The following is a 19,577-nucleotide window of genomic DNA, read 5'->3' as shown; positions in this document are numbered from 1 at the left end:
GACAAGGAGGACCGTATGACGACGGATACGGTCGAACGATTCCTGGCAGCCCTTGATCCGGAGCACCGGGAGGCCGTCGGCGCCAGGCCGCGCGAGGAGCAGGAAGACCTCGCTGCGGCATGGGAGAGGGAGCTGGAAACGGACGACGAGCTGGACACGCTGGACGAGTTGTCCCCGCCGGCGGCGGAGGCCGAGGCGGCCCGCCGCGTCATGGACCGCGGGAACGAGTAGGGCTCCGCTCGGAGGTGACGCCCGTGTCGGCCATGGTCGCCCGGCATCGACTGAAACCGCCGCCGACCGGAAACCACCGCCGACACGGAGCGCCGCGTCGGCGTGATCTTTGAATGACGATCAGGCCTTGCCCTTGCTCACGACGCATCCCACTTCCGTCCGGCGGTCACATCGCGCGCGACGCGCTTCCACTCAACTGCGCCGCCGGGCAGTGGCCAGGCCCATGTGGGGCGTTGTGCCGTGTGCAGGGCCTGGAGGCGGTGGGCGAGGCTGGGGCCCGCGATGGCGGCGCCGTCCGGGACCGCGGTGCCGTGGAGGGTGCGGAGTTCGGCGAAGCGGGTCAGTTCGGCCTCGTAGTGATGCACCGCCTGTTCGGTCTCCGCGGCCACCTCGTCGCTCGGTGCCGCACGTTGCACTTCCAGCAGTGGGGGTGTTGTCGACTCGGCGATCGCCGCTGCGAGCCGTGCGTGACCGTCGAGGATGAGATGGCAGTCCAGTCCGCTGACCCACCACAGCAGAACGGGCGGGAGCGTGCCGTCACGGGCCTGCTTGCGGTACGCCTTCACCCGGCCGTCGTCCGCGGCGGGCATCGGGCGCAGCGGAAGGATCTCCCACGAGCCGGAATGGACGAACCAGTCGATGTACCCGTCCGGATGGCCCTCGACGAGCATGCCGTTCCAGTACTCGGCCTCCGGGGCGCGGAGGTGGTTCCAGCGCAGGAGCAGGCTCTCGCGTGTGAGCAGCCATCGTCCCTCGTGCAGAGGGCCGTCCGGGGCGTCGAGCAGCTGCTGTGCGAACCGGTGAGCCCAGCGGTCGAGTTGGCCGCCCAGCGCCCGTGCCGTGTCGGCCCGCAACGGCGGGACGAGTGAGCGGTAGGCGTCGGTACGCCAGAACTCCACCCCGTAGTTGTCCTCGTCGACCACGGCGAGAAGCACCGGCCGCGACTCCTGAACAAGCAGCAGGCGGCGCTCCGCGGTGAACAGGCACAGCCCCGGTCGCCGAGGCGACCGCACCTCCAGGGCCAGACCTGACCACTGGCCGTCGTCTCCCGCGATATCCGTGCGCCGCATACCCAGACGATAGGCGGTGTCAGTTGACCAACCGGGGCCGCGCGTCACCTCGGCCTGCTTCGGACGATCGGCCGGCGATCTCGTGGATGCTGTTCGGGGGCGACGTCCGGCTTGGGCCTGGGAGTCGGACGGTGGCGCGGAGGCCGCCGGTGGGGCGGGGGGTGAGGTCGAGGGTGCCGTCGTGGGCCTGGACGATGCTGTGCACGATGGCCAGGCCGAGACCGACGCCCGCGTGCTCGTCGGCGCGTATGCGTTCCGTCCCGCGTTGGAAGGGTTCGGTGAGGGCCGGTACCAGTTCAGGTGGGAGCGCGGGGCCCGTGTTCTCGACGCGCAACACGCAGACGTGGGGCCGCTGTTCGGTATGGACCGTGACGGTGCCCCCGGCGGGGAGGTTGTGGACGATCGCGTTCTGGACGAGGTTCGTCACCATGCGCAGGATGAGCGCCGGGGAACCGGCGGTCTGCCCCGGCTCTCCGGTGACGTCGAGCGTGACCCGGCGTTTTTCGGCGAGCGGAAGCAGCGTCTCGACGGCCTCTTCGGCCAGGAGCGAGAGATCCACGGGCTCGCGCGTGAAGCTCCTGCGCCCCGCGCGGCTGAGCAGCAGAAGGGCCTCGGTGAGGTCGATCGCCCGCGAGTTGACGGTACGAAGGCGTTCGATGAGCTCGTCCGGGTCCCGCGTGGGGTCGTTGCGGGCGGTGTCCAGGAGGGTCCGGGAGATCGCCAGCGGGGTGCGCAGTTCGTGGGAGGCGTTCGCGGCGAACCTCTGCTGTTCGCCGACGTGGGATTCCAGTTGTTCGAGCATGGTGTCGAACACGTCGGCCAGTTCACGGAATTCGTCCCGTGGACCGGTCATGGCGATCCGGTGGGACAGCGATCCTTTCGCCGCCTTCCGTGCCGCATGAGCGATCCGCGTGAGCGGCGCGAGCATCCGGCCGGCCAGGACCCATCCTCCGACGAGCCCGAACACCAGCAGGAAGGCCAGCGCTATGGCCGCGGCGGGCGCGAAGCCGCGCAGCATGTCGGAGCGGCTGGGCCCGACGATGATCACTGCGCCGAACGCCTTCTGGATGGCCCGCGGATCGGCTTCCGGCAGCCAGCGCAGCACGAACACCCACACCAGGGCCAGCAGGAGAGCGCCGGCGAGGAAGAGGAAACCGGCATAGCTGAGGGTGAGCTTCCAGCGGGCGCTGAGCTCCCGGCGCCTGTTCATGAGTGCCGCCGGGGTGCGTGGTGTGCGCGGCTGCGGTCGGGTTCCCGCAGCCGCGGACCATGACGTACGGCTTCACTCCGGCAGGAGTCCTCTTCGCTCCGGCAGGGCTCCTCGATCAGCACGCGCATGCCTGGAGCCTAGGCAACGCAACGTATCGCCGCCGTATGCGAAGGAGTGGCTACTCCTCGTCCGCCGTGGTCGCCGGCCTGGTCCGGCCGGGTTCCGGTGGGATCTCCTCCTGGGCGCGGATGTGCAGCACGTCCCCGATGAACAGGTCGTAGATGAGGACGCCGATCACTCCGCCGATCAGTGGTCCGACGATGGGGATCCAGAAATAATTGCTGAAGGCACCCGACAGGGTGCCTGGCATCGCCAGGTCCTGCCAGCCCGCCGCCCAGGTGAACAGCCGTGGGCCGAGGTCGCGGGCGGGGTTGATGGCGTATCCGGCGTTGGCGCCGAAGGACATGCCGATGGCGGCCACGGCGAAGCCGATCAGCAGCGGGCCGAGGTTCGCCTTCACCGCGGTGTTGCGCAGGTCGATCAGAGCGACCACCAGCATCACCAGGAAGGCGGTGCCGACGATCTGGTCGATCAGCGGACCCCAGATCCCGCCGTGGAAGTACGGCGCCGGGAAGGTGCCGAAGATGGAGAACGAGGCGAGGGTGTGCCCGTTGGTCTTGGGGCCCTTCATGGCGTCGTCGAAGGTGTTGATCGCGTCGTGGTAGACGGCGTAGACGAGGGCGGCCCCTGCGAATGCCCCGACCAGTTGGGAGATCCAGTAGGGGAGGACCTTGGGCCAGGGGAACTTGCGGCGCACGGCGAACGCCAGCGTCACCGCCGGGTTGATGTGCGCGCCGCTGACCCCGCCGGCCACGTACACGCCGAAGACGACCGCCATCGCCCAGCCCCAGGTGATCAGCAGCCAGTCACCTGCGCCGAGGAAGAATGTCGTGGGCCCGGATGTGCGGCCCGACCCTGGGAGGGCGGCGACCGCCATCGCCACCACACCGCAACCAAAGGCGATCAGGACGAAGGTGCCCAGAAACTCCGCCAGGCACTCACCCCACAAGCCACCCCGGCGCCTGAGCCGGGACGGCTTGAGCAGGGGCTGGATCTCTACGGCCATGTGATCCTCCCGATGTGCGGTTGTGCGCCACGCCGAAGCGCGGTTTGTCTTGTCATAACCCCACTGGACGGCTGCGGCAAGTTCAACGGGCTGCTCACCGGTACCACGGCCGATCGACCTCGGCAGGGTCGTACGCCGCCGGAGGTGAGTGCGCTCGGGGAGAGCCGGCAGCAGATCGGCGAGCCGACGCCAGGCGACGCCACGTACCGTTTCCAGGGCGGCCGACGGTACGGCCGCAACATCGACGTTGACTGTTGCAATATGCAATAGGCTACTCCCGGGTCGGCCGTGCGGCACAGGTGTGTGCGGCGTTCCGTTCACGCGAACCCGGTCCCGCGATCCCGCGGAAGGTTCACACGACGGACCCGCCCCAGCGCCGGTCCGCCTGCTCCCAGGCCTCGTCCCACAGACGCATACGGCGCCGGCCCAGTCCCGCCTGTACGCACTGGACGCCGATGAGCACCACCACGCCCGCACCGCCCGCTGCCGTGAGGCCGACCATGGCGGACTGGAACATCGCATTCGTGGGGGACAGGGGCTCGGCCGTCAGCTGGTTCCGGTCGTTCGTCCACACCCTGACCCGGTCACCCGGGGCGGCCCCCGCCTTCACCCGGGTACGGCCCGTGTGCGGGTGTCCGTCCGCGCCTGTCCAGCGGACCGTCGCCTGTACCCGGCGATCGCTCGTGGGACTCGTCGTGGCCTCGGACTTCGCCGGTTTCACCACCACCGCGGAGACCGGCCGGTGCTCGGCCCGCATCCGGTCGTAGCCCTCGTCGGCTGCACTGCCCGTCACCCACGCCGCCGCCAGGCCGCCCGCTATGGCGCACACCCAGGCCGCGAGGATGATCCACGCTTCCACGACGTCGATACGCCGTCGCAGCGGATTGCTCCGCCACCTCCACATCCGCACGGTCGCGCGGCTCATTGTCGCCACGGGCCGACACCCCCTCGAGAGTCCCGGCGGCACCCTTCTCGGATGTTGCCCTGTGCAATGGTTCCTGAGCGACTGCTACCCGCGGCGGCTCAGCCGAACCCGGCGGCGCCGAAACTCACCGGTCCGCCGGGCTTCCTCGCGGGCCCTCAGCGCGGGGTGGTGGGCGCCGCCTCCCACTGGGCGACCGTGCCGGGCGGCATGCCCGGGATGAAGCCGGTCTCGGGCGGTGTCCCCTGGGTGTGCGAGGCGTCCAGGGTGAGGCGGGAGACGATGCGGTAGCGGTCGCCGCGGTACACGGAGTGGACGTACTCCACGGGCCGACCCTCGGTGTCGTTGGTGAGGCGCTCGAAGAGCAGGGCGGGGGAGAGGTGGGGGACCTCCAGGAGCCGGCCCTCGGCCTGGCTGACCACGGTGGGCTCGATGGTCTGCACGGCGTCGCGCACCTGGACCCGGTGCCGCTCGCGCAGATGCTCGTACAGATCGCCGCTTTCCAGCTCCTGAGCGGTGAGCGCGGGCACCAAGTCCGCGCGGATGTGGAGGTGTTCGATGGCCATCGGGGCGCCGTCGACGAGGCGCAGCCGGGCCGCGTAGACGATGTCGGCGGCGGGGGAGAGGCTGAGCTTGCGGCCCACGCGGGCGCCGGCCGCGATGGTGGTGAACTCCAGCAGGCGGCTGGACCAGGTGCCGGACGCCTGCGGGAGGGTCATGCCGTGGGAGTCGGAGACGAGTTCCTGGGTGATCTTCTCGGGTGCCACGAACATGCCGCGGCCGTGCTCTCGTACGAGGAGTCCCGCCGCCACGAGTTCGTCGACCGCCGCCCGCAGGGTCGGCCGGGACACGCTCAGATCGGCGCACAGGGTCCGCTCGGAGGGGATGGCGTCTCCGGGGCGCAGTGACTCGATCAGCTGCAGGATGTGGTCCCGCACCCGCTCGCGCTTGAGGACCGCTCCCGAGTCGCCAGCCGTCATGTCGCCCGCTCCTGCCCGCCGTGCGTGAACTTTACCTGACCAGTCTCGCTGACTGGTCTCCCCGACCCTTTACCACTGGCTGCCACTGGTCAAGTGCAGTGTAGACGTCCCCTGACGCCGACAGCCGCGTCACAGGGCTGCATCCCGCTCAAAGTCAGTGTGAGCGCGAGGGGTTGACGCCTCTATTGGTCTATGCCACCTTCATCCACCACCGACAGGTCACCTGTCCAGTTGCTCAACTGGTCAGTTCGTTTGGTGCTTTCCCTTCAGAGGTGAACTGTGAAGCTCCGCATGCTTGCAGGTGTGTCCGCGCTGGTGATCGCTGGAGGCCTCAGTGCCTGCAGCGGCGGCTCCGGATCGTCCGGCGACTCCGCCGACGGCACGACGACGATCGACGTATGGCTCATGCGCGACAGCATCTCCGCGCAGTTCCAGAAGGAGTTCGTCAAGGGATTCGAGGCGGCCCACCCGCACATCAAGGCGAAGGTGCAGATCCAGGAGTGGGACGGCATCGGGGAGAAGGTGACCGCCGCCCTCGCCAGCAACGACGCCCCCGACGTCATCGAGACAGGCAACACCCAGGTTGCCCAGTTCGCCCAGAGCGGCGGCCTGCTCGACCTCAGCGACAAGGTCGACGAACTCGGCGGAAGCCACTGGCTCAAGGGCCTGGCCGAACCGGGAGCGTACAAGGGCAAGCAGTACGGCATTCCCTACTACGCGGCCAACCGCGTCGTGATCTACCGCAAGGACCTCTTCAAGAAGGCAGGCATCGACCCCGCCGCCATCAAGAGCCGCGACCAGTGGCTCGCGGCCACCAAGAAGCTCAACTCCTCCGGCACGCAGGGCATCTACCTGCCGGGCCAGATGTGGTACGCCCTCGCCGGATTCATCTGGGACGAGGGCGGCGACCTCGCCACTCAGTCAGGCGGCACCTGGAAGGGCACCCTCGACACGCCGCAGGCGCTGCGCGGCATGGACTTCTACAAGAAGCTCCAAGCCCTCGGCAAGGGCCCCAAGGATTCCGACGAGGCCGAGCCGCCCCAGGGCGAGGTCATGGCCAAGGGGCAGGTGGCGCAGATCATCTCGACGCCCGGCGGAGCCAACGTGGTCACCCAGAACAATCCCGAACTCAAGGGAAAGATCGGCTTCTTCCCGATCCCCGGCAAGACCGCCGCGCGCCCCGGTTCGGTGTTCATTGGCGGCTCCGACCTCGTCATCCCGGCCGCGTCCGGCAAGCAGGACGCCGCCTTCACGTTCGTCAAGGACCTCACCGGCGACGCCTGGCAGCGCAAGCTGGCCGTCGCCATGAGCTACGTACCGAACAGGACGACCCTGGCCGACGCCGTCGCCTCGGACCCGGGCGCCTCCGCCATGGCGGTGGGTGCCGCCGTCGGACGGGCGACGCCCAACACCCCCGGCTGGGCCGCCGTCGAGGCCAAGAACCCCATCAAGGACTACATGACCGCGGTGCTCACGGGCGCCGACGAGACGGCGGAGGCGGCCAGGAGCTCCGCCGCGATCACCGCCGCCATGAAGGGCGGCTCCTGAGCCGTGACGGCCGGCGCCACACCCCCGTGGCGCCGGCATCCCTGCCCGCACCGAGAGGAGAGGACACCGTGTCCGTCACCCGGGAACACAGCGCGGCGCCGGCCCGGGTCCGGCTCCGCCGGCCCACACAGCGCCCCGTGCGGCCGCAGCCGAGCGGCGTACGACAGCGCCGGGGCGCGGGAGCATGGCCCTACCTGCTGGCCGCTCCCACGGTCCTGGGCATGCTGTACCTGCTGGTGTACCCGCTCGCCCGCGCGATCCTGATCTCGCTGCAGGACTTCCAGCTGCGTCAACTCATCCTCGGCCACGCCAAGTTCGTGGGTCTGCGCAACTACCGGACGCTGCTGACCGACGAGCGCTTCTGGCAGGTCGTGCGCCGCACCTTCCTGTTCATGGCCGTCAACGTCGTCCTCATCATGCTGATCGCCACCCTGGTCGCCCTGCTCGTCGAACGGCTCGGCAGCCGGTGGCGGCTGGCGCTGCTCAGCGCGCTCGTCCTGGCCTGGGCGATGCCGGTCATCGCCGCCACCACCGTCTTCCAGTGGCTGTTCCACTCCGAGTTCGGCATCGTCAACTGGGCCCTGACACGACTGGGGTTCAGCTCCTTCGAACGCTATCCGTGGTTCGCCCACGGTCCGGCCGCCTTCACGATCCTGGTGCTGCTGATCGTCTGGCAGTCGGTTCCCTTCGCGGCCATCACCCTGTACTCGGCCCTGACGACCGTGCCGTCCGAGCTGTACGAGTCGGCCCGCATCGACGGCGCCTCGGCCGGCCGCATCTTCCGCGCCGTCACCTTCCCCATGATCCGCCCGATCTTCATGCTGGTGTTCTCGCTGGAGGTCATCTGGACCTTAAGGCGTTCGTGCAGATCTGGGTGATGACCAACGGCGGTCCTGGAGACGCCACCACCATCCTGCCCGTCTACGCCGTCCAGACCGCCCTGTCCAGCCAGCGCTACGACCTCGGCTCCGCGGCCTCGATGGTCAGCGTGCTGTTGATGGCCGGCGTGCTCGTCCTCTACTTCCGCCAGATGTTCCGACAGGAGGGCGAGGCCCTGTGAGCACCGCACGACTCCGCCTCCGACGCGTCCCCCTGCACGCGGCCGCCGTCGTGACGATCGTCCTGTGCCTCTTCCCCGTCTACTGGATGATCACCACCGCGTTCAAGCCCAACCGGGACATCCAGTCCGCGAGCCCCCAACTCCTGCCGCACACCTGGACGTTGGACCACTTCCGTACCGCCGTCGACGCCGACGGATTCGCACTGTTCTGGCGCAACAGCATCCTCGTGACCCTGAGCGCCGTCCTGCTCGCCCTGATCGTGGCACTCGGCGCGTCCTTCGCGGTCGCCCGCATGCGCTGGCGCGGCAGGCGCCAGTTCATGCTGATGGTCTTCGTCGCGCAGATGGCGCCGTGGGAAGCACTGATCATCCCCGTCTACATCATCTCCCGCGACACCGGAATGCTCGACCGGCTGCCCACCCTGACCCTCGTCTACTTCATGATGACGCTGCCGTTCACCATCGTCGTGCTGCGCGGATTCATCGCCGCGATCCCGCAGGAGCTGGAGGAGGCGGCACAGGTCGACGGCTGCACCCGTATGCGCGCCTTCCGCCACATCACCTTCCCGCTGCTCGCCCCCGGCCTGATGGCGACCTCACTGTTCGGCTACGTCACCGCCTGGAACGAGTTCGCCTACGCCAACTTCCTGATCATCAAGCACCAGGACAGCCGCACCCTGCCGGTCTGGCTGTCCTCCTTCCAGAACGTCTTCGGCACGGACTGGGGCGCCACCATGGCCGCCTCCACCCTCTTCGCGCTCCCCGCACTCGTCGTGTTCCTGCTCCTCCAGCGCCATGTGACCTCCGGCTTCGCCGCCGGCGCCGTCAAGGGCTGATCCTCCCGCGCCCTCTGCACCTGCGCACTCCTCCTCAACGCGACCCCCGGAGACAGCCCGTGATCACGCCCCCACCCCACACCACCCTTCTGCCCCGCCCCACCAAGTCCCGCTTCAAATCAGGTCACTTCACCCTCACCCAGGAGACCTGCCTGCGCGTCGGCAAGGGCGCCGAACCGGCGGCCGACCTGCTGCGCACCACCCTGGCAGCCGCCACCGGGCTGCCGCTGAGGACGGCCGCCGACGGAGCCGTCGTACTCGCCCTCGACTCCGCCCTGACCGGTCTGGGCGGCGAGGGCTACGGGCTGACGATCGGACCCGAATCCGTACTGCTGCGGGCCCGAGAGGTCACCGGGCTGCTGCGCGGTGTGCAGACCATCCGCCAACTCCTGCCCGCACAGGCCCTGTCGGCCGCGCCGCAACGCGACACGCCCTGGTCGCTGCCCTGCGCGGAGATCACCGACCTGCCGCACCGGCCCTGGCGCGGAGCCATGCTCGACGTGGCCCGCCACTTCCAGCCCCTGCCATTTCTGCTGCGCTACGTCGACCTGCTCGCCCTGCACAAGATCAATGTGTTCCATCTGCACCTGACGGACGACCAGGGCTGGCGGATGCCCGTCGCCGCCTATCCCAAGCTCACCGAGATCGGCGGCCACCGACTCCAGTCCCTGATCGGCCCGACCGGGGAGCGCTACGACGGCGTACCGCACGGCGGTGCCTACACGCGGGCGGAGCTTGCCCGGCTCGTCGAGTACGCGGCGGCACGCGGCATCACGGTCATGCCCGAGATCGAGATGCCTGGCCACACCCGGGCCGCCCTGGCCGCCTACCCGCACCTGGGCAACCACCCCGACCGCGTCCTGGACGTGTGGACCAGGTGGGGAGTGTGCGACACCATCCTGGGACTCCACGACGAGGTGTTCGACTTCTGCCGCACCGTGCTGGACGAAGTCATGGACGTCTTCCCCTCCCACCACATCCACGTTGGCGGGGACGAGTGCCCCCTCACCGAATGGACACAGAGCTCGGTGGCCGCCACCCGCCTGCGGGAGACCGGACTGAGCGACAGCACCGCGCTGCACCGCTGGTTCCTCGGCGAGGTCGGCGCGCATCTCAGGCTCAACGGGCGGCAGCCGGTCGGGTGGGCCGAGACCGGCACGGAACTGCCGGACGGCTTCACGGTGATGGCCTGGCGTGACCCCGCGCACGCCCTCGCCGCCGCGGGCCGCGGCCACCAGGTGATCAACTCCTACCACCGTGCCACGTACTTCGACTACCCGCAGACATCCGCGGCCGACGAACCGGCAGGCCAGCCCGGAGGCGTCGTCAGCCTGCGGGACACCCACGGTTACGAGCCCGTACCCGAGGGCGCCACCCCGGAGGCCGCCGCGCGCGTCCTGGGCACCCAGGCCCAGCTGTGGACCGAGTACGCCACCACCCGTGAACGCGTCGAATACCTCACCTTCCCCCGCCTGTGCGCCCTGGCCGACGGCAGTTGGAGCGGACCCACTCCGTGGACCGACTTCACCTCGCGCCTGCGCGGGCACACCGCACGCCTCGATGCCCTCGGCATCAGCCGACACCCCTGATCCGCACCCTCACCCGAAGGTCAGACCCCCTCCGGAAGGAACAGCATGAATACGCATCCCACCCCCAGCAGATGGCGCGTCGCCGCAGCGGCAGCCGTGGCGATGGCCACCGCGGCCGGCGGACTCGCCGCCCTGTCCGGCACGGCGCGGGCGGCCGATGAACCCGTGACCGTCCAGTACCGCACCAGCGCCACAGGCGCCACGGCCGACCAGTCCGAGCCCTGGATCAAGGTCAAGAACACCGGCGCGAGCACCGTCCAGCTCTCCGGCGTCAAGGTGCGCTACTACTTCAAGGCCGACTCCAGCAGCGCCAGTTACCGCTTCGCCTGCTCGTGGGCAGTCAAGGGCTGCGCCAACATCACCGGCACCTTCGGCACCCTGGCCCACCCCACCGCCACCGCCGACCGCTACCTGGACATCGGCTTCACCTCGGGGGCGGGCAGCCTCGCCCCTGGCGCGGACACCGGCGACATGCAGCTGCGGTTCTACCGCTCCGACTGGCAGCCGCTCAAGCAGAGCGACGACTACTCCTTCGGCGCCTCCCAGACGTCGTACGCGAACTGGCCCAACATCACCGCCCAGTTGGCGGGCAGCACGGTGTGGGGCGCGGCCCCCGAGGGCAACGACCCGGGCGACCCGCCCACGGACCCCCCGGCCGACGGGCAGAGCCTGTTCGACGACTTCAACTACTCCACCTCCAGCGACCCGAAGATCTCGGAGAACGGCTGGAACGTCCGCTCCAACTCGGGCGGGCCCGGAGTGCCCGGAGCCACCTGGTCCCCGGAGAACGTCACCTTCGCCAGCACGGGCGGCAACTCCGTGATGAACCTGCGGACTTCGACCGCCGGCACCGCGGAGAGCACCAAGCAGACCGAAGTCGTCACCAAGGCGATGAAGTTCAAGAACGGCACGTACGCCGCGCGGGTCAACTTCTCCGACGCCCCCGTGTCCGGCCCCGACGGCGACCACCTCGTCGAGACCTTCTTCACCATCAACGACCTCACGGCGCCGATGGCCGACGACTACTCGGAGTACGACTTCGAGTACCTGCCCAACGGAGGCTGGGGCGAGTCGTCGAACATCCTGTACACGACGTCCTGGGAGACCTACAACCCGGACCCGTGGCAGGCGGTCAACCAGCACACCGAGGGCCGGCAGAGCTACGCCGGCTGGCACGATCTGCTGCTGACCATCGACAACAGCAGCATCAAGTACTACATCGACGGCCAGCTCTTCGGCACCCATGACGCCACGTACCTGCCCGAGCGGCCCATGTCGATCAACTTCAACCAGTGGCTGATCGACCTCGCCGGCCAGACCAGCACGACCGCCCGCTCCTACGACGAGAAGGTCGACTACGTCCTCCACGTCAAGGACCAGGTCCTGACCCCGGCCCAGGTCACGGCAAAGATCAACGCATACCGTTCCGCGGGCACCACGTTCGAGGACACGGTGTCCGGCAGCTGAGGTACGTCCTTTTCACGGGGTCCGGTACGCGCAGCCGGCAGCCCCACGCGCTCATGGCGTGGGCGGCGCGTACCGGACCCTGGCGGGAAGCGTGCGCCCCAGGCGCGCGAGCGGGGACACGGCCATCAGCGCGGGCGACAGCAACATGCCCGCCGCTGCGACCAGGAGGCTGCTGCGCGTGCCCCACGCTTCCGCGAGAAAGCCACCGAGGAGCGAGCCGAGCGGGGTCATCCCCATGCCGACGCAGTTGATCGTCGCGGCCGCGCGGCCTTGCATCGCGTCCGGCGTGACGGTCTGCCGTACGGCCATGATGGTGACGTTCACCAGCTGGCCGAAGGTCCCGAAGACGAAGTTGACGGCGAGCAGCGCCGAAACCGTCGCACCGGACGAGCCGTGCAGTGCGGGCACGCACAGGAACGCGCCGTCGCCGAGCGCCGCCGCGGACACGAGCACGACGCCGTACCCGAACCGGCGCGGCAGACGGGCAGCCAGCAGCGAGCCGAGGAGCGCGCCCGGGCCCGTCGCCGCGAGCGCCAGCCCGACGGCGGTGCCCGACAGGTGCAGATCGCGTGGCAGGAAGAGCAGATAGACGGTCATGACTGCCGCGAAGAAGAACTGGAAGGTGGCCGACGCGAAGCACACGGTACGCAGCGAGCCGTCGCGCACAACGAAGCAGAGGCCCTCATGGATCAACCGCCAGACCCGGGGAGGGTGTTCCGGGCGATCCGGTACGTTCTCGCCGCGCCCGCTCCGGCGGATCGACAGGAACGACAGAGCGAAGAACACGGCGCTGGACGCCGCCGCGATCGGAGCCGACAGCACGGACACCAGCGCACCGCCGAGTGCCGGACCGCCGATCTGCGCGGCGGAACGACTGCCCTCCAGCGCGCTGTTGCCGCGCACCAACTGACCGCGATCCACCAGCCGTACCAAAGACGCCTGGTACGCCACGTCGAAGACCACGGACAGAGCCCCGACAGCGAACGCGACCACGAGCAGCGCCGGCAGCCCGAGCCAACCGAGAAGCCCGGCCACGGCAGCGGCACCCAGGGCCAGTGTCCGGCCGGCGTCCGCCAGCACCATCAAAGTGCGCGTCCTCAACCGGTCCACCCATGCCCCGACGAAGAGCGAGAGCAGAAGGATCGGCGCCTGTCCCACGGCGCGCAGGGCGCCCAACTGGCCGGCGCCGGCATGGAGCGTCAGGACGGCGAACAGCGGAAGCACCACGAGGCTTGCCTGTTCGCCCAGTTGGGACATCGTCTGCCCCACCCAGAGCCTGCGGAAGTCGCCGTCCCGCCACAGGCTCGACGAAACAGGCCGAACGGAGTCGGACACGCCAGGAGAAGAGGACGGCACAGGGGAGACCTCTCGGACGCAGTGACAGGCACACCGCATGACCGAAATGCCGGTGGTGCACAGGGCGTTCGGACGTCCTGTGCACCACCGGTGCCGCGAAAGGGCTGCTGTCAGCGGGCCGCTATTTGTCCTCGGCCGTGACCGCCGACGCGTACACGAGGGCGACGCGGTGGTTGTACTGGAGGGTGTACATCGGCTTGGCGCCGATGACGACCTTGCCGCTGGAGGGGAAGAAGTCGTCCGTGAGGGCCGGGGGCCGGGTGGCGACGTAGGCCTGGCCGGGCGGGACGGTGTACATGCTCAGCGGGGCCTGGGTGGAGGGGGACAGGCCCGAGGGGTACTCGGAGGCGTCGGGGTAGCTGGAGCCGTACACCGCGACCGGGGAGGTACCGGCGGCCTTGATCACCTGCACGCCGTGCGCCGGGGCCGTGTTGCAGCCGTGCGGGTTGTAGAACCACACCTTCGAGCCGCTGTACCAGATGGCGGTCCAGTCGCCGTCCCGGTCGGCGACGACGAACTGCTGTCCCGACTGCGCGGTGCTGCCCCAGTCGTTGATCCGGTCCGTACCGGCCGCGCCCGGGTGGATCGCCTGGTCCCCGAAGAGCGGGGCGCTGTCGCTGGGTGCGGTGCGCAGATAGACGAAGTCGGACGCCTGCGTGGTCTCGGTGCACGCGGTGGTGGCGCCGGTGGGGTCGTCGGACGGGCAGATCTGGACGGTCTGCCGGTTGGCCTCGAAGCCGGGAGCGATGGTGACCACCGAGCCGACGGGACCGACCCCGTGCCGTCCGGTGTGCACCCCGAGCAGGTTCATGAAGTGGTTCCAGTCCCAGGACGGGCCCGGGTCCCAGTGCATCCCGGCGACGAGGGAGGAGTTCGGACCGGCAACGTTGTCGTGGCCGATGATGTGCTGACGGTCGAGCGGGATGTCGTACCGGTCGGCGAGGTATTTCACCAGGTCGGCCGTGGCCTCGTACTGCGCCTCGGTGTACCAGGTGGCGCCGTGCGAGGCGTAGCCCTCGTGCTCGATGCCGATCGAGTGCATGTTGGTGGAGTAGTTGCCCGCGTGGAAGGCCAGGTCCTTCGTGGGCACCATCTGTGTCACCGCGCCGTCCGAGGAGCGCATCACGTAGTGCGCGGCGCTGCCGCCCGCCGTCTGGAAGGCCGAGATGGCGGCGTCGTAGGAGCTCTCCGTGTCGTGTATGACGATGGTGTCGATACGGATGCCGTCGGCGGGACGGTCGGAGACCTGGCCGTTGGACGGAGACGCCGGGACGAAGGTGCAGTCCACGGTGGCGGGACATTCGGTGTTCGTGTCCGCCGCCGACTTCAGATGCAGGTCGGCCAACTGGCCGGTGGCCGGGCGGACTTCGCTGTCGGCCTGGAGCGTGACGCGTTCGCCGTCCTCCGTGGTGCGCGCGGCGCCCTCCTTCATCGTGGCGAAGACCCGGTTGGCGTAGGCGGCGGCACCCTGTCGCTGAGTGGACTGGCTGTACCGGGCCACGGCCGCATACCAGTTGTCGGGTTCGGCGGACGTGCTGCCGATGGCCTTCTTCTGGTACGAGGCGATCAGCGCCGCCCCGCCGCGGATGTTGGCGGACGGATCGGTGCGCAGCTTTTCGGCGGACAGGCCGGTGAGCTTCGCCGCCGCCTGGAGGGTGTGCAGGGCGGGGTCCGCGGCCATCGAGGCCAGATTCCCGCGACCTGCCGCGCCCGCGTCGCCCGAGGCCAGCATGGCGGGGGTGACGTCCGTCAGGTGCATCGGCCCGTAGCCGCCGTCCGTGCTGTGCTGCCCGGAGTGCGCGTCCCAGGCGGACTCCTGGTACGCCACCGCCATCAGCACCTGGCGCGGGACCTGGTACTCGTGGGCGGCGCTCGCGAAGTCCTGCGCCAGGGTGGTCGACGGAGAGTCGGTGTCGTCGGTGGCCAGTGCCGTCACCGGCACGGCCATCGCCCCCGCGACGACCAGCGTGGCACCCGCCGCGATCAGCGCACGACGGCGGAGCCGCGACGCGTTGCCGTGCCCGGCATCTCTAGTGGTCATGTATCAGTCCCCGAAGCTGAAGAGAATTCAATGAGCGGGATCGACCGGGCCGGTGCACGCATGGCTGCGAGCTTCGGTGAAGCCATGTCCTCGCCACTTCGGAGGTGGATGATCCTCCTCCGGGCGAACCGGCGTCAACCTCGGCTGATGGAAGGAGACTTGACGGCTCAGTTCGCCGCCGGCGGGTGCGGGGGGTGGGGATGCGGTGGGTGTGGCGGCGGCGCCGGGATGCTGGACAGGCCGGGTGCGTCCTCCGGCCAGACCAGCAGGACCGGGCAGGGGGCGTGGTCCACGACGAATCGGCCGTGATGACCCAGGCTCTTGGGTCCCAGGCGGCTGCGGTTGCCGTCCCGGGCCACGATCAGCAGCTCCGCGTCCTCGGCGGCGGCGACCACTTCCCGTTCGACACGGCCGGTGCGCTCGACGCGGGTGCACGGGCGGCCGAGCCGGTCGGCCGCCTGCTGCAGCATTTCGCTCGCGGCTTCGGCGGCGAGTTGCTCCACCCGGGGTCCCGGATCGTGTTCGGGGTGGCCACGTCCGAGCAGCCCCGCGAACGCACCGTGCGCGATGGCCGGGAGCTGTTCGTCGGCCACATGCAGCAGCACGACCTCCGACCCCTCGGGCGTGTGGGCGCGCGCCGCGTCCACACAGGCGGGCCAGGTGCCCTCGACGATCCAGACGACGACGGTCATACGGTTCAGCCTCCGGCCTCACGCTCGGCTCCGGTCGCCGGAGGCCGGGACGAACGAACTGTGTCGGCCCCCGCTCAGTGTCGTGATCGCGCACGATACGCGCTCGGTGGTGATCCGGCACGCAGCCGACGACGGCCGTACGAGTGCTCGCACTGCCGCCGATGCCCCTGCCCGGAGTGCGACTCAGCCCCCCTGCGCGGCGAGTTGTTCCACCACCGCGCCGAGCAGCGGGGCAGGCGGGTGCAGCGCGTGCAGTGCGGCGATCTTCGCGGGCAGGGGCTGCGCCGAGGTCACGACGCGCCACATCTCCAGCTTGACCGGGTTGTCCGTCTGGGCCGCGGTGAGAATGCGCTCGATGTTCGCCGTGGAGTGGTCCGCGCTCACCGGTGCCGTGAGCTTCACCTCGACGGTCGTCACGCTCGTCGTGTCGGCCCGCAGGGTGATGCTGAACCGCCCTGCCTCGCCGGTGAGTTCGGCCGGGCGCCCGTCGACCAGGGGCGGTCCGGAGGGCAGGTCAGCGAGGAAGGTGACGGTCCAGGTGCGCGCGGCGGGGACGATGCCTGCCGGACCCTCGGCCGCGCCGATGGTCAGCCGAGCCCGGTCGGCGTCCCACTCCAGCAGCGTGGTGACCGTACGAAGGTTCGTACCGTCGCCCTGCCCGTCGTCCTCGACCAGGGTGAAGGATCCGCTGTCCGTCGGCGCGACGAGCACTTCGAGGTGCTCGGGATTGCGGGTGGCGTCCAGGTCCTGCTCGCCGGCCAGGGGGAGGATGCCGCCGCTGCGCAGCAGGGCGGGCACGCCTGCCAGGTCCCGGTGCAGTTCCACCTGGCGGTCGCCGCTGTAGACGGTGCCGGTGAAGATGTCGGTCCAGGTGCCCGGTGGCAGCCACGCCGAGGTGGAGCCGAGCAAGGTCACGGGATCCCGGGGCGAGGTGACGGGGGCGACGATCAGCTCGCTGCCGAAGGAGAACTGGTTGGGGACCTGGTACGCCTCCTCGCGGTCGGGTTCGAGGTGGTACATCGGACGCACCAGCGGCAGGCCCATGGCGGCGCGGTGGTTCATGGTGTGCAGATACGGCACGAGCCGGTGCCGGAGGCGCAGCGCCTCGCCCATCGCGTGCCGGGCTTCGAGGGGGAACTGCCAGGGCTCCTTGCGGATGAAGGGGTTGTTCGCCGAGTGCAGCCTCAAGACGGGTGAGAAGACGCCGAGTTGCAGCCAGCGCGTGGCGAGCTCGTCGTCCCGGACTCCGCGCGTGTGCCCGCCGATGTCGTGACTCCACCAGCTGTAGCCGATGTTGGCGGCGGTGGCCGTGAACTCCGGCTGGAAGTCCAGGGAGGACCAGGAGACGACGGTGTCGCCGGAGAAGCCGACGCCGTAACGGTGGCTTCCCGGTCCTGCGTAGCGGGAGAACGCCATGGGACGCCGGCCGTCGCGTCCGGAGTCGAGGAAGTGGAAGTGGTTGAGCAGCCACAGCGGGTCGACCCCGGGAACCCGCGACGTCGTGCCCTGCTGCCAGTCGATCCACCAGAAGTCGACGCCCTGGTCCTCCAGCGGGTGGTGCAGGATGCGGAAGTAGGCGTCGAGGAACGTCCGGTCGGTGAGGTCGAAGGGGATCGTGGCCCCGGACGCCGGATCGACTCCGACCGCGCGAGCCATGTCGGGATAGGCGTCCTCGAACGGGCGGACGCCGTCGGCGGGATGGAGGTTCAGAGTGGTCTTGAGACCACGGCGGTGCAGCTCCTCCAGAAACGCCGGCGGGTCCGGGATGAGACTTCGCTCCCACGAGTAGCCGGTCCAGCCGGTGCCGTACTGCGCGGGCACGGAGTCCACGCGGTGCCAGTCCATGTCGATCACGGCGACGGAGAACGGCAGGTTGTCGGCGGCGAAGCGGTCGAACAGCTCCAGATACTCGTCCGAGGTGTAGGCGTGGTAGCGGCTCCACCAGTTGCCCAGCGCCCAGCGGGGAAGCACCGGCGGGCGGCCCGAGAGGTCGTAGAGCGCCTTGACGGCCGCCGTGTAGTCGCGGCCGTAGGCGAAGATGTACAGGTCGAGACGGCCGGGCTCGCGCGGGGCGATCCATCCCTCGGCGTCGAAGAGGAAGGACGCGGAGTCGTCGATGACGGCGATGCCTCCCCGGGCGGTGACACCGTTGTCGAGCGGTGTACGTCCGTCGGCCTCGTCGAGGGTGCGCGCGGTGCCGCCCAGATTGTCCAGACGTTCCCCGAAGTGCCAGCGGCCGCCCGTGGGTGAGGTGACCACCAGCCCGTTCGCGCTGAACTCACGCCGGTCGTACATCAGATGGAACCGTGGAGTGGACACCTCCAGGGCTTCGCCGTCGCGGACGGTGAACTGCGGCGTGGCGAAGTCGCGATGGAGGGCGAAGCTCGACGCCCGGTCCTCGAACGCGCCGTCGTCGGACCACTCCAGGCGCAGCAGCCCGTCGGTCAGTACGGTGATGCGCCACTTGTCGCCACGCAGGACCGAGGAGTCCGGGGCCTGAGGACGGGCCGGGATCCTGCTCAGTGCTGTCATTGCTTCACTGCCCCTTGGGTCACTCCGCTGATCACCCAGCGCTGGGAGAACAAGTAGACAACGACGGTCGGTGCCATCGCCATCAGGTACGAGGCGAAGACGACGTTGTAGTTCGTGCCGAATTTGCTCTGGAAGATGTTCTGGACGACGGGCAGCGTCTGCAGTCCCGGGTCCGCGGTGATGAGCGAGGGCAGCATGAAGTCGTTCCAGGAGGCGAGGAAGGCGAAGATGCCGACGGTGGCGTTCATGGGGCCCAGCAGCGGCATGCGTCGATCATCGGCTGGTGCCCGCTCAACGAGACGCGACAGCAACGGACGGACCGCCAGAGTGTCCTGGACGACGTGCCACGAGCCATGTTCCTCGCCACCAAGGCCGCCGACACCTCCCGGCCCGTCCTCGACACATCCGGCTACTCGCACCGCGTCCCGGAGACCGACATCTACGACTCGCACTGCTACGAACAGGACCCGCGCGTGTTCGGCGAGTTGATGAGCGGACTCGCAAAGGACGCCCCCTTCGTCAACCCCGAGGACGAGACCCCGGACATCACCTGGTCCGTCCCCTACCGCGGACAGCCCTACTTCCGCAGCGAGTTCGGCGGTATCTGGTGGAACCCCGACGAGGCGCAGGCAGCGGGGGAGGACCGTCTCGTGTCGTGGGGATACGGTCAACGCCCGCGCGACGAGGAGGACTTCCACGAGCGCTTCGCGGGTCTGACCGGCGTACTGCTGAACAACCCCGACATGTTCGGCTACTGCTACACGCAGCTCACGGACGTCTTCCAGGAGCACAACGGCATCTACCGCTTCGACCGGAGCGGCAAACTGGACGTGACGCGGGTGAGGGAGGCGCAGCAGCGGAGTGCTGCGATCGAGGATCGATAGGCAGACGGGCTTCAGCGGCCCAGCTGCCAGGAG

15 protein-coding genes and 2 pseudogenes are annotated in these 19,577 nt (G+C 69.5%); 7 read left to right on the top strand and 10 right to left on the bottom strand.

Annotation, left to right across the window (positions count from 1 at the left end; translation table 11 throughout):
* Positions 1 to 15: 15 nt before the first annotated feature.
* A complete protein-coding gene (locus JYK17_RS06110) occupies positions 16 to 231 on the top strand; it encodes a hypothetical protein (RefSeq protein WP_108015113.1) in 216 nt (71 codons plus the stop codon).
* Between the two features lie 137 nt (positions 232 to 368).
* On the opposite strand, the gene JYK17_RS06105 is transcribed toward JYK17_RS06110, so the two are convergent.
* The 5 genes from JYK17_RS06105 to JYK17_RS06085 all read right to left on the bottom strand — a co-directional run bounded on the left by JYK17_RS06105 (position 369) and on the right by JYK17_RS06085 (position 5,539).
* Positions 369 to 1,301: a hypothetical protein gene (locus tag JYK17_RS06105; RefSeq protein ID WP_108015114.1), complete on the bottom strand. Its 933-nt coding sequence runs from the start codon at positions 1,299 to 1,301 to the stop codon at positions 369 to 371.
* Between the two features lie 19 nt (positions 1,302 to 1,320).
* On the bottom strand, positions 1,321 to 2,511 hold the full coding sequence (locus JYK17_RS06100; RefSeq protein WP_222809940.1) for a sensor histidine kinase: 1,191 nt from the start codon (positions 2,509 to 2,511) through the stop codon (positions 1,321 to 1,323).
* Between the two features lie 178 nt (positions 2,512 to 2,689).
* Entirely contained in the window at positions 2,690 to 3,637 is a 948-nt protein-coding gene (locus tag JYK17_RS06095) for an MIP/aquaporin family protein (protein ID WP_128804221.1), read from the bottom strand.
* A gap of 352 nt (positions 3,638 to 3,989) precedes the next feature.
* The gene (locus JYK17_RS06090) at positions 3,990 to 4,562 is read right to left on the bottom strand and encodes an Rv1733c family protein (protein ID WP_234548418.1); all 573 of its coding nucleotides are present in this window, start codon (positions 4,560 to 4,562) and stop codon (positions 3,990 to 3,992) included.
* Positions 4,563 to 4,717: 155 nt separating this feature from the next.
* Positions 4,718 to 5,539 carry a GntR family transcriptional regulator gene (locus JYK17_RS06085; protein WP_222809939.1) on the bottom strand — a complete coding sequence of 274 codons (822 nt, stop codon included), beginning with the start codon at positions 5,537 to 5,539 and terminating at the stop codon, positions 4,718 to 4,720.
* Between the two features lie 279 nt (positions 5,540 to 5,818).
* On the opposite strand from JYK17_RS06085, the gene JYK17_RS06080 reads away from it, so the two are divergent.
* From JYK17_RS06080 to JYK17_RS06060, 5 genes and pseudogenes are all read left to right on the top strand, one after another.
* On the top strand, positions 5,819 to 7,087 hold the full coding sequence (locus JYK17_RS06080; RefSeq protein ID WP_128804222.1) for an extracellular solute-binding protein: 1,269 nt from the start codon (positions 5,819 to 5,821) through the stop codon (positions 7,085 to 7,087).
* Between the two features lie 137 nt (positions 7,088 to 7,224).
* Positions 7,225 to 8,147, top strand: a pseudogene (locus tag JYK17_RS06075) (carbohydrate ABC transporter permease).
* Positions 8,144 to 8,983, top strand: a complete 840-nt coding sequence (locus JYK17_RS06070; protein ID WP_108015121.1) for a carbohydrate ABC transporter permease — start codon at positions 8,144 to 8,146, stop codon at positions 8,981 to 8,983. The pseudogene JYK17_RS06075 and the gene JYK17_RS06070 overlap by 4 nt, the downstream one beginning before the upstream one ends.
* A 59-nt stretch (positions 8,984 to 9,042) precedes the next feature.
* Positions 9,043 to 10,572, top strand: a complete 1,530-nt coding sequence (locus tag JYK17_RS06065) for a beta-N-acetylhexosaminidase (protein ID WP_108015122.1) — start codon at positions 9,043 to 9,045, stop codon at positions 10,570 to 10,572.
* 45 nt (positions 10,573 to 10,617) lie between these two features.
* A complete protein-coding gene (locus JYK17_RS06060; RefSeq protein WP_108015123.1) occupies positions 10,618 to 12,039 on the top strand; it encodes a cellulose binding domain-containing protein in 1,422 nt (473 codons plus the stop codon).
* A gap of 51 nt (positions 12,040 to 12,090) precedes the next feature.
* On the opposite strand, the gene JYK17_RS06055 is transcribed toward JYK17_RS06060, so the two are convergent.
* The 5 genes from JYK17_RS06055 to JYK17_RS06035 all read right to left on the bottom strand — a co-directional run bounded on the left by JYK17_RS06055 (position 12,091) and on the right by JYK17_RS06035 (position 18,926).
* On the bottom strand, positions 12,091 to 13,434 hold the full coding sequence (locus JYK17_RS06055) for an MFS transporter (protein WP_222809938.1): 1,344 nt from the start codon (positions 13,432 to 13,434) through the stop codon (positions 12,091 to 12,093).
* 82 nt (positions 13,435 to 13,516) lie between these two features.
* Complete coding sequence (locus JYK17_RS06050) at positions 13,517 to 15,436, bottom strand: N-acetylmuramoyl-L-alanine amidase (RefSeq protein WP_222809937.1); 1,920 nt, start codon at positions 15,434 to 15,436, stop codon at positions 13,517 to 13,519.
* 167 nt (positions 15,437 to 15,603) lie between these two features.
* Positions 15,604 to 16,128, bottom strand: a complete 525-nt coding sequence (locus tag JYK17_RS06045) for a universal stress protein (protein ID WP_222809936.1) — start codon at positions 16,126 to 16,128, stop codon at positions 15,604 to 15,606.
* 183 nt (positions 16,129 to 16,311) lie between these two features.
* Complete coding sequence (locus JYK17_RS06040; protein WP_222809935.1) at positions 16,312 to 18,660, bottom strand: TIM-barrel domain-containing protein; 2,349 nt, start codon at positions 18,658 to 18,660, stop codon at positions 16,312 to 16,314.
* Positions 18,657 to 18,926 carry an ABC transporter permease subunit gene (locus tag JYK17_RS06035; RefSeq protein ID WP_234548542.1) on the bottom strand — a complete coding sequence of 90 codons (270 nt, stop codon included), beginning with the start codon at positions 18,924 to 18,926 and terminating at the stop codon, positions 18,657 to 18,659. Before JYK17_RS06035 ends, JYK17_RS06040 begins: the two co-directional genes overlap by 4 nt.
* Here JYK17_RS06035 and JYK17_RS06030 point away from each other — a divergent pair.
* Positions 18,924 to 19,544 (top strand): annotated as a pseudogene (locus JYK17_RS06030) (beta-galactosidase); the annotation flags it as partial. The gene JYK17_RS06035 and the pseudogene JYK17_RS06030 sit on opposite strands and share 3 nt — an antisense overlap.
* Positions 19,545 to 19,577: the final 33 nt, after the last annotated feature.

Origin of the sequence: Streptomyces plumbidurans, from assembly GCF_019857225.1 — a bacterium.
GTDB classification, from domain to species: domain Bacteria; phylum Actinomycetota; class Actinomycetes; order Streptomycetales; family Streptomycetaceae; genus Streptomyces; species Streptomyces plumbidurans.
Note: the sequence above shows the minus strand (reverse complement) of the source record. Positions and strands in the feature narration are given on the sequence as shown.